Here is a 9,448-nt window from a genome sequence, read left to right on the forward strand (position 1 = left end):
TGAGCATAGGCAGTGGAGGCAGCGAGAAGCGTTGCTGCCGCTAAGCTAAAGGTGAGTTTCATACTTGTCTCCGCAATGGTTGTTGCATAGCTGTTATTGAATGGCTGCTACTTAATGGCTGTTATTGAAGGGCTGAGTAACGAGCATTAATTGAATCCAGCACTTTCAACATAGACAAGTATGAAATTTGTTGCAACAATTCAATTTAGTATTCGTTTTTGTTCTAGTGGTGGGTCAAAGTTGCAAGCCTGTTGTTTGTAAAGACTGTTTTTAATCTGTCGATGGCTTAGCTAAAAATTGCTAAAGAGAATTTAACTTTATGAAAATAAAAGAAATTGAAGCTTTTGACGCCTTTATGAAGCACGGTACAACGAAGGCTGCCGCAGAAACATTAGGAATCAGCCAGTCAATGGTAAGCCGACTACTAATCGGGTTAGAGGATGAGTTAGGTTTTGCGTTATTCAAACGTACCCGTAATCAGCTTTCGCCAACGTCAGAAGCCTTTTTATATCACGCCTCCGTTTTACGGCTGATGGCGAGTATTCGAGATACACAAAAAGACGCGGATGCTATTTCTAATAATCAATTGGGCAGTGTTGTGGTAGCTGCACAGCCCATTTTTTGCGATACCTTTTTACTCGATGTGATTAAGCGCTTTAAACAAAATCACCCCAAGGTCGGCGTTCGAGTCATCGATGCAGGTTTGCAAGAGCTGCTTAAAATGATCGATAACAATACCTGTGATGTGGCGCTGGGAATAACGCTTGAAGCAGACACTTATGGAGCAACGGTTAGTAGTCTTGCACGCTGTTCTGCCAGGTGCATCATGCATCGTACGCACCCCCTTGCTAAGCAAGATGTGGTGGCGCTTACTAGCTTACAAAACCAGACATTCGTAGAGCTGATGGCGGATAGTCCTCTGCGTGCCCGCGTGGATTACATTATGCAGACAGTGGATATAAAGCGGCATATTGCCGCTGAAATGCGCCATATGCGGGGGGTGTGCGCATTAGTTGATCGCGGACTTGGGGTCGCAGTGATTGATCCCATTGCAGAACTGCTGTTGCAGGGAACAGCCGTTGTATCAAAGCCTATGGAGCCAACCATTGAGTGGGAAATTGCCTTACTTAAATCTAAACACAAGCCGTTAAGTAATGTGGCTGAATCCTTCTGCGAAGAGATATACGCTGAAATCGATAGCTTGCATCAAATGGGAATACTAACTTCACTAAAATAAAACAGCGCGACGAATATATGATTTAACAGGAGACCGCCCCATGCAGCTCTATTTAAATACCTCTTCTCCCTATGCACGCGTTGTGCGCGTGTGTCTCTATGAAAAGCAGTTGATCGAGCGCACCGAGCTTTGCTGGTGCGACCCGTGGGCGGCGGATAGCGAGCTTGTACAGATTACGCCGCTTAGCCGTATTCCAACGCTGGTAACCGATGAAGGAGACGTCATCACCGAGTCGCTGTTGATTGCTCATTATCTGGATGCAGTGGGCGAAGGGCCGTCTCTGATGCCTAGTAAAACATTAGCGGAAACCCTGGCGCTGGCAGGGTTGGGGCAGGGCTTGATGGACGCCGCTTTCAACGTGGTGATCGGCCGTAAGCATGCTGGTAATGAAGTGGATACGACGCTGTTGGGGCAGCGCCGTTTAAAAGCGATCGAACGCACGTTGATCACACTCAATGCCCACCCCAGCGTGCTAGCGGGCAGTGCCCAGCGCACCCTAGGGGCGATTACCGTTGCTGTTGCGCTGGCGTATATCAGCTTCCGCTTACCAGCCTTTGATTGGCCAAACCGCTACCCGACGCTACATGCCTGGCAGGCGAAGGTGGTGGAGGGCGAGAGCTTTGCGCTAACTGAATTTGAGTAGGAGCCCACTATTTCAGATAGCGCATAAAGATTAGGCCATCGCGCGGTGGGGACAGCCCGTAGATTCACCCCTCCCGGCGATAGATCAAATCCCAAACCCCGTGACCCAGTTTTTCGCCGCGGGCTTCAAACTTGGTTAGCGGGCGGAACGCCGGGCGTGGCACGTACGGGGCGGTTTCCTCGCTGGCGGTATTGGCATAACCGGGGGCCGCTTCCATTACCTCGGCCATCCACTCCGCGTAGGCTTCCCAGTCGGTGGCCATATGGAAGGTGCCGCCGGGCATCAGGCGAGTGCGGATCAGCTCAATAAAGGCAGGCTGCACGATGCGCCGTTTGTGGTGCTTCTTCTTCGGCCAAGGGTCGGGGAAGAACAGCTGCAGCGTGGTTAGCGAGCCTTCGGGCAGGCACTGCTCCAGCACCGCCAGGGCGTCTTCCCGGTAAACGCGGAGATTGGTCAGGCCGCGTTTATCGACTTCATCCAACAGCTTGCCAACACCGGGGGCGTGGACTTCAATGCCGATAAAGTCGGTGTCTGGATGAGTCTCGGCCTGTTCTATCAGCGAGTTACCCATGCCAAAGCCGATTTCTACGACCCGCGGTGCCTTGCGGCCAAACAGGGCGTCCAGGTCTTGACGACCGTCGGCGATGGTCAGGCCAAAACGCGGCCAGATATCTTCTAAGCCACGGTTCTGGGCCTGGGTCATACGACCCGCGCGGATCACGTAGCTTTTAATGCCGCGGCGGTGCAGCGGTGCATCCGTACCTTCCGGGCCTGTGGTGGCGTTGCTTTCGGGCGCGGTGTGACTCTCGGGTACGGTATCGTTGGGTTCAGTCATGGGGTCTCGAATCAATTAACCGTTAATACGGCCAGCGAAAGGTGAAGAAGGATCGGCGGATTGGCGGCGCGGCATGCGGCCGGCTAGAAACGCATCGCGTCCTGCTTCCACGGCCAGCTTCATGGCGTTGGCCATGCGTAGCGGGTCGCGGGCGTGGGCAATGGCGGTATTGAGCAGCACGCCATCACAGCCTAACTCCATCGCCATGGCTGCATCTGACGCCGTACCAATGCCCGCATCCACTAGTACCGGTACGTTGCTCTGTTCGACGATCAAACGCACGTTGTGCGGATTCTGAATGCCGTGACCCGAGCCAATCAGTGAGCCTAGCGGCATGATGGCGCAGCAGCCCATGGCTTCTAGTTCGCGTGCCACAATAGGATCGTCGCTGGTGTACACCATGACGTCAAAGCCATCGGCAAGCAGCGTTTCAGCGGCTTTTAGCGTCTCGACCACGTTGGGATAAAGCGTGTGATCGTCGCCGAGCACTTCCAGCTTGACCAGATTGTGACCGTCGAGCAGTTCGCGGGCCAAGCGGCAGGTGCGAACGGCATCTTTAGCGTTGTAGCAACCGGCGGTATTGGGTAGCAGGGTGTAGCGCTCAGGGGAAATAACGTCTAACAGGTTGGGCGCATCGGCGTCCTGGCCTAAATTAGTACGGCGCACCGCAAAGGTCACGATTTCAGCGCCGCTTTGGGCAATGGCGGCGCCGGTTTCGGTAAAGTCTTTGTACTTGCCTGTGCCAACCAGCAGGCGCGAGTGAAAATCGCGTCCAGCAATGGTTAACGGTGTATCAGTTAGTTGGGTCATAGTATTTCCTTTAGCCGCCGCCAATCGCGTGAACCACTTCCACTTGGTCACCATCAACCAGGCGGGTGTCGGCGTGTTGGCTGCGGGGGACGATCTCTTCGTTAATTTCGACGGCGATACGACGACCGCTAAGGCCCAGCTGTTCAACTAAGTCAGCGGCGGTTAGGCCGGTCGACAGCGTATGGGGTTCACCGTTTAGACGTATCTGGATAGACATAGATAGGCGTGTCTCATTCGTCGTGGTAGTTCGTTCTCTAAGGCATTCTCTATTGTAGCGGTTTCGCGCCGTGCAAGGTAAGCCGTAGGTGCAATCAGCGCGATGGATGCAAACCACAATAGGCGTAGGAGAGTAGCGTGCAACGAATAGATAAAGTGTGGTGGTGTATCGCGGCGCTCTCGGGCGCAATGATGGTAATGCTAGGCGCCTATGCTGCCCATGGCCTGGCGGCGCACACCACAGAAGCGATGGTGAGTGCGGTTGAAACCGGCGTGCGCTATCAGGCCTGGCACACGCTTGCCGTCATGATCGTGCTGGTATGGCGCCAAGTGCAGCCACTTGCCGGACAACGCTGGGTGTTGGCGTTGTGGGCGCTAGGCATGGCGTGCTTTTCAGGCTCGCTCTACCTGATGGCGCTGGCAGGACTGAATCTTGGCGTTGTCACACCCATTGGCGGGCTACTGTTGATGGCCGGTTGGCTGGCGCTGGGAGTCGTAGCCCTGCTAGCGCAGCGCCCCCGTGGTTAGATTTGAGTAGGTGTTAAGTGGCGCCACCGTTGACAATGTAAGAGTCAATTATTGAAGCGTTCTGATGTCGTACTTAAATGATCAGCGTCAAAATGCATCACTAGCAGGGGCGTATCTTGACCTTGAGGCAACACACAGGTTGTAAGCTTTAAATTTAATACCCCAGCATTTTTATTCGCTCTTAATCAGGAGAGTATTGATGAGCCGTTTAACGACATCACTATTTTTATCTGGCGCACTGGTTCTGGGGGCGACCTCGGCCCATGCGGCACTGCCTGACGAGGCCACTCTGTATAAAAATCCTCAGTGTGGCTGCTGTGACGCTTATGCACGCCATCTTGAAGAACTCGGCGTAGAAGTAACGATTATTGATGACGTAGAGTTAGGCGATATCAAGCAGCAGGCGGGTGTGCCTTATGGCCTGGGGTCGTGTCATACCATCGAGATGGGCGAGTATTGGATCGAAGGCCACGTACCGATGGAGGCTGTGCAGGCGCTGTTTGAGCAACAGCCTGATATTGACGGAATTGGCTTGGCGGGTATGCCCATTGGCACGCCAGGTATGCCGGGGCCTCAGGATGAACCCTATAACGTCTATGCGTTTAGTGATCAGCAAGATGAGCCGTTCATGACGCTGGCGCCGTGATGCTGTGCGCCTAAGGTTCGTTACCTGATGGCGCTTTTTTTACGAAAGTGGACGTACGTAAGGCCTCGCTCATGCTTTTTTAGCGTGGGTATAAAATGTATAGCTTAGCGTAGCAATAGCGTGTACAGAGGGTGCCATAGATTTTTTCAAACCATTATACCCAATAGCCGGGTTGCTCTCCTCAATCATGACTATGCTGAAGTCGTTACGACATTCATAAAACGACAGCAATGAGCAGGGAAGGCGCATAGTTATGAACCCACCTAATAGCGCTGAAGGGCGTCGTGAAACTGCGAAGAATGGCGCGGAGCGCTCGAACGTCTCTTTAGTGGTCAATGGAGCAAAGCACCAGCTTGAACTGGATAACCGAACGACGCTGCTGGATGCCTTGCGTGAACATTTAAAACTCACCGGCACCAAAAAGGGCTGCGACCACGGGCAGTGCGGCGCCTGCACGGTGTCGGTGAATGGCGAACGGATTAACGCCTGCCTGACGCTGGCGGTGATGCATGAAGGTGATGACGTGGCGACCATCGAAGGATTAGGGGAAGCAGATCATCTTGATCCCATGCAGCAAGCTTTTCTCGATCATGACGCCTTCCAGTGCGGCTACTGCACGCCGGGCCAGATTTGTTCGGCAAAGGCAGTGCTAGAGGAAGTTCGAGCGGATCTGCCCAGCCATGTAACGAAGGAGCTGACCGCCCCTATTGAGATGACCGACGCCGAGATTCGCGAGCGCATGTCGGGCAATCTTTGCCGCTGTGGCGCTTACGCCAATATTCTAAAAGCCATTAAACAGGTGGCGGAGGCGAGCGCATGAGAGCCTTCTCCTATGAACGTGTGTCTGATCCCGCCCAGGCGGCCGCCCGTGCCGCCGAAGTGCCTGGCGCCAAATTTATTGCCGGTGGCACCAACCTGCTTGATTTAATGAAGCACGAGATTGAAACCCCGCTGCACCTGATTGATGTAACGGGGACTGGGCTCAACGCTATTACCGAGACCAGCAACGGCGGTTTGCGCGTAGGGGCACTAGTGAGTAACAGCGCGCTAGCCGCCGACCACCGAATTCGTCGCGATTATGCGGTGCTCAGCCTAGCCCTTGTCTCGGGCGCATCGGGCCAGCTTCGTAATAAAGCCACTACCGGCGGTAATCTGCTCCAGCGCACCCGCTGCCCCTACTTTTACGACACCGGCATGCCCTGCAACAAGCGTTCGCCTGGGGCTGGCTGTGCGGCACTCGGCGAAGGTGCCACGTCACGCGGGCTGGGCGTTATCGGTACGTCAGAAGCGTGTATTGCCACGCATCCCTCGGACATGGCCGTTGCGCTCAGGGTATTAGATGCCGAAGTGGAAACCGTCACGCCTAGTGGGGAGACGCGGCGCAAACCGCTTGATGCGTTTTACCAGCTGCCCGGTGACACGCCTGAGGTCGAAAACACCCTGGAGGCGGGCGAAATGATTACCGCCGTCGAGCTGCCCGCGCCGGTCGAAGGCCGCCACGCCTATTTTAAGGTGCGCGACCGGGCCTCTTACGCCTTTGCACTGGTCTCCGTTGCGCTTATCCAAACGCCGGATGGCAGCGGTCGTGTCGCGCTTGGTGGTGTGGCTCCGAAGCCTTGGCGCCGTGAAGAAGCCGATGCGGCGCTGCCGCAGGGAGCTTCAGCGGTCATGAGCCGATTACTGGACGGCGCCCACCCGACGCAAGAAAACGCTTATAAGATTCCCCTGGCAGAGCGAACGCTTGCCGCGCTGCTGGCTCAGGAGTGACCCATGGACTTTAATCAATCAGCGGAAGATAACCTGTTTGACCGTGCCCGTATTGTCGGCAAACCTCATGCGCGAATCGACGGCACTCTCAAGGTGATGGGCCGTGCGCCCTATGCTTACGAGCGTCATGACGTTGTGGCAAACCAACTGGTGGGTTATCCCCTGTGCGCGACTATTGCCAAGGGGCGAATTAACCATATGGATACGTCGGCTGCCCGGGCCGCCCCGGGCGTTGTATCAGTGGTAACGACGCTTGAGATTGAGCCGCTTGATCGCTCGGAAAATAACGTTGCCCGGCTGTTCGGGGGAGATGCGATCGAGCACTATCATCAGGCAATCGCGGTAGTCGTAGCAGATACCTTGGAGCAAGCGCGAGCTGCCGCAGAGATGATCGACGTCAGCTATCAACAAGAGCAGGGTGTCTTCGATCTTGAGGCTGCCTGGGAAAAGCTTGATAAAACCGGCGAACCGCTGTCAGACGTGGGTAACGTTGAAGGCGCGTTTCAAACCGCGGCCTTCACGCTGGATGAAATTTATCGCACGGCTTCCCAAAGCCACGCCATGATGGAACCCCACGCGTCGATTGTTGACTGGTCTGATGGCGGGCAGATGACGGTGTGGACGTCGAACCAGATGATCGAAATGAATAAACAGGCGCTGGCGACCTCCTTCAATATCGACCCCGACACAATTCGCGTCGAAAGCCCCTACGTGGGCGGTGGCTTTGGCGGAAAACTGTGGCTGCGCGCTGACGCAGTACTCGCCGCCCTCGGCTCACGCGCCTCAGGGCGGCCGGTCAAGCTGGCTTTGCCGCGCCCGCTGGTGTTCAACAATGCCACCCATCGCTCTGGCACCATCCAGCGACTGCGAATCGCTGCCGATGCCCAGGGCAAGATAACCGCCTTCGATCATGCGGCGGTTTCGCATACTCTGCCCGGTGGCAGCGGCGAGAACCCGGTCAATCAAACCCGCACGTTTTATGCCGGTGCGAGTCGTCGCGTCGCTCATCAGCCTATCGATATGAACCTTCCCGAGTCAGCGGATATGCGCGCCCCTGGTGAAGCCTCAGGGCTTGCCGTGCTGGAAATTGCCATGGATGAAATGGCACAGAAGCTGGGGATGGATCCCGTCGAGTTCAGGATACTCAACGACACCCAAGTCGACCCTGAAGATCCCTCGAAGCCCTTTAGCGATCGTCATTATGTTGAGTGTTTACGCCAAGGCGCAGCAGCCTTCGGCTGGGAGGCGCGTAACCGCACGCCAGCGGAGAAACGCGAAGGAGAGTGGTTGATCGGTCACGGTATGGCAGGGGCCTATCGTGGTGCGCCCACGCTGGATTCGGGAGCACGCGTACGTTTGCAGAGCGGGCGGCTGATCGTTGAGACCGATATGACCGATATCGGCACCGGCTCCTACACCATTCTTGCTCAGACTGCTGCCGAGACGATGGGGATGGCCATGGAGGACGTTGAGATTCGGCTAGGCAACAGTGCCTATCCCACCTCTTCTGGGTCGGGTGGGCAGTTTGGCGCTACTAGTTCTACCGCTGGTGTGTACGCCGCCTGTTTGGCGCTTCAAGAGCAGATCGCCAAGCGCTTGGGAGTTGAAACGCCGCGTTTTGAGAACAGCCGCGTACTAGCCGGGGATACTGATTTGGCGCTTGCCGACGTGGCAGATGGTGAGGAGCTTGTCGCCGAAGATACGATCCACTTTGGCGACTTTAAAGACGACATGCAGATTGGCACCTTTGGAGCGCATTTCATCGAGGTTGGGGTGCATGCCTATACTGGCGAAACGCGTGTTCGGCGTATGCTCGCGGTGTGTGATGCGGGCCGCATCCTAAATCCGATCACCGCGCGTAGCCAAGTGCTTGGCGGTATGACGATGGGCGTGGGTGCTGCGTTGTCGGAGGGGCTAACCGTTGACCTTGAGCGCGGTTTCTTTGTTAATCACGACCTTGCCAGTTACGAGGTGGCGGTTCACGCCGATATCCCCGAGCAGGAGGTTATTTTTCTGGATACCACGGATGCGGCTTCATCGCCCCTAAAAGCCAAGGGGGTCGGTGAGCTTGGCATCTGCGGCGTGGCGGCGGCTATTGCCAACGCTATTTATAATGCCACTGGTGTTCGGGTGCGTGAGTACCCGCTGACGCTTGATCGAATAATCGACCAACTCCCTGACGCCGCACCTTGGTAGCCCGACGCGGGGTGAATCACGCTGAAGTGTCATCAGGTCTTTGAGGCAGCGCATAGCTGGCGGTGACATGCACCACGGGGCGTGTCTCGTCGCTGGCTGAGAATAGCTGTACTTCGCCCACCGCTAAGCGGCGGCCGAGTTTGATCAGCTTGGCGTGGGCGATAATGTCATGATCACCTGACGCTGCGCGGAGGAAGTGGCAGTTTAAGTCGCTGGTCACCGCCATGGGTTCGGGGCCAATCTGCGCCAATATCGCCACGTACATAGCCACATCCGCAAAACCCATCATGGTAGGCCCGGAAACCCGCGGGCCGGGGCGTAGATGCTCGTTGCCGATCTTCAAGCGCATGGTAGCCGTCATGTCGCCCACGCTCTCTATCTTGCCCATCCGCTGGGGAAACACTTCATCCAGAAAGTGTTCGATTTGCTCGGCAATCATTACGGTCATTATTGTTTTCCTTTATAAAAAAGCCCCGAGGTATGAGCCTCGAGGCTGATTACACCGTAAAACGATCTTACTTCGCTTTATGCACCTGACGCCACTCGTGCAGTAGCGGCTCGGTGTAGCCG

Annotated in this window: 11 protein-coding genes; 7 read left to right on the forward strand and 4 right to left on the reverse strand. The window is 55.7% G+C overall.

What is annotated here, in order from left to right; all coding sequences use genetic code 11:
- Positions 1 to 319: 319 nt before the first annotated feature.
- Entirely contained in the window at positions 320 to 1,237 is a 918-nt protein-coding gene (locus ACTH5D_RS16120) for a LysR family transcriptional regulator (protein ID WP_441673001.1), read from the forward strand.
- Positions 1,238 to 1,277: 40 nt separating this feature from the next.
- On the forward strand, positions 1,278 to 1,880 hold the full coding sequence (locus tag ACTH5D_RS16125) for a glutathione S-transferase N-terminal domain-containing protein (RefSeq protein ID WP_441673003.1): 603 nt from the start codon (positions 1,278 to 1,280) through the stop codon (positions 1,878 to 1,880).
- Between the two features lie 64 nt (positions 1,881 to 1,944).
- Here the strand turns inward: ACTH5D_RS16125 and trmB are convergent, their stop codons facing one another.
- From trmB to thiS, 3 genes are read right to left on the reverse strand one after another with little or no spacing between them, the layout of a single operon-like run.
- Positions 1,945 to 2,715, reverse strand: a complete 771-nt coding sequence (gene trmB / locus ACTH5D_RS16130) for a tRNA (guanosine(46)-N7)-methyltransferase TrmB (protein ID WP_441673005.1) — start codon at positions 2,713 to 2,715, stop codon at positions 1,945 to 1,947.
- A gap of 15 nt (positions 2,716 to 2,730) precedes the next feature.
- A complete protein-coding gene (locus tag ACTH5D_RS16135; protein WP_441673007.1) occupies positions 2,731 to 3,525 on the reverse strand; it encodes a thiazole synthase in 795 nt (264 codons plus the stop codon).
- Between the two features lie 10 nt (positions 3,526 to 3,535).
- Positions 3,536 to 3,742, reverse strand: a complete 207-nt coding sequence (gene thiS, locus ACTH5D_RS16140) for a sulfur carrier protein ThiS (protein ID WP_088700159.1) — start codon at positions 3,740 to 3,742, stop codon at positions 3,536 to 3,538.
- 137 nt (positions 3,743 to 3,879) lie between these two features.
- On the opposite strand from thiS, the gene ACTH5D_RS16145 reads away from it, so the two are divergent.
- The 5 genes from ACTH5D_RS16145 (at position 3,880) to paoC (ending at position 8,878) form a co-directional block, all read left to right on the forward strand.
- On the forward strand, positions 3,880 to 4,269 hold the full coding sequence (locus ACTH5D_RS16145) for a DUF423 domain-containing protein (RefSeq protein ID WP_441673009.1): 390 nt from the start codon (positions 3,880 to 3,882) through the stop codon (positions 4,267 to 4,269).
- A gap of 199 nt (positions 4,270 to 4,468) precedes the next feature.
- A complete protein-coding gene (locus ACTH5D_RS16150) occupies positions 4,469 to 4,915 on the forward strand; it encodes a DUF411 domain-containing protein (RefSeq protein ID WP_280111581.1) in 447 nt (148 codons plus the stop codon).
- Between the two features lie 253 nt (positions 4,916 to 5,168).
- Positions 5,169 to 5,735, forward strand: a complete 567-nt coding sequence (locus tag ACTH5D_RS16155) for a 2Fe-2S iron-sulfur cluster-binding protein (RefSeq protein WP_441673011.1) — start codon at positions 5,169 to 5,171, stop codon at positions 5,733 to 5,735.
- Entirely contained in the window at positions 5,732 to 6,682 is a 951-nt protein-coding gene (locus ACTH5D_RS16160; RefSeq protein WP_441673013.1) for an FAD binding domain-containing protein, read from the forward strand. The genes ACTH5D_RS16155 and ACTH5D_RS16160 overlap by 4 nt, the downstream gene beginning before the upstream one ends.
- A gap of 3 nt (positions 6,683 to 6,685) precedes the next feature.
- Positions 6,686 to 8,878 (forward strand): aldehyde oxidoreductase molybdenum-binding subunit PaoC, encoded by a 2,193-nt coding sequence (gene paoC / locus ACTH5D_RS16165; protein WP_441673015.1) that lies wholly within the window; start codon positions 6,686 to 6,688, stop codon positions 8,876 to 8,878.
- Positions 8,879 to 8,894: 16 nt separating this feature from the next.
- Here the strand turns inward: paoC and ACTH5D_RS16170 are convergent, their stop codons facing one another.
- Positions 8,895 to 9,326 (reverse strand): PaaI family thioesterase, encoded by a 432-nt coding sequence (locus ACTH5D_RS16170; protein WP_441673017.1) that lies wholly within the window; start codon positions 9,324 to 9,326, stop codon positions 8,895 to 8,897.
- Positions 9,327 to 9,448: the final 122 nt, after the last annotated feature.

The sequence above is a fragment of the Halomonas sp. genome (assembly GCF_052095695.1).
Taxonomy (GTDB): Bacteria; Pseudomonadota; Gammaproteobacteria; order Pseudomonadales; family Halomonadaceae; genus Vreelandella.

What these genes read in the sequence shown, in the direction of transcription:
- ACTH5D_RS16120 (WP_441673001.1), top strand. Translation starts at nt 320, where the DNA reads ATGAAAATAAAAGAAATTGAAGCTTTTGACGCCTTTATGAAGCACGGT.
- ACTH5D_RS16125 (WP_441673003.1), top strand. Translation starts at nt 1,278, where the DNA reads ATGCAGCTCTATTTAAATACCTCTTCTCCCTATGCACGCGTTGTGCGC.
- trmB (WP_441673005.1), bottom strand. Translation starts at nt 2,715, where the DNA reads ATGACTGAACCCAACGATACCGTACCCGAGAGTCACACCGCGCCCGAA.
- ACTH5D_RS16135 (WP_441673007.1), bottom strand. Translation starts at nt 3,525, where the DNA reads ATGACCCAACTAACTGATACACCGTTAACCATTGCTGGACGCGATTTT.
- thiS (WP_088700159.1), bottom strand. Translation starts at nt 3,742, where the DNA reads ATGTCTATCCAGATACGTCTAAACGGTGAACCCCATACGCTGTCGACC.
- ACTH5D_RS16150 (WP_280111581.1), top strand. Translation starts at nt 4,469, where the DNA reads ATGAGCCGTTTAACGACATCACTATTTTTATCTGGCGCACTGGTTCTG.
- ACTH5D_RS16155 (WP_441673011.1), top strand. Translation starts at nt 5,169, where the DNA reads ATGAACCCACCTAATAGCGCTGAAGGGCGTCGTGAAACTGCGAAGAAT.
- ACTH5D_RS16160 (WP_441673013.1), top strand. Translation starts at nt 5,732, where the DNA reads ATGAGAGCCTTCTCCTATGAACGTGTGTCTGATCCCGCCCAGGCGGCC.
- paoC (WP_441673015.1), top strand. Translation starts at nt 6,686, where the DNA reads ATGGACTTTAATCAATCAGCGGAAGATAACCTGTTTGACCGTGCCCGT.
- ACTH5D_RS16170 (WP_441673017.1), bottom strand. Translation starts at nt 9,326, where the DNA reads ATGACCGTAATGATTGCCGAGCAAATCGAACACTTTCTGGATGAAGTG.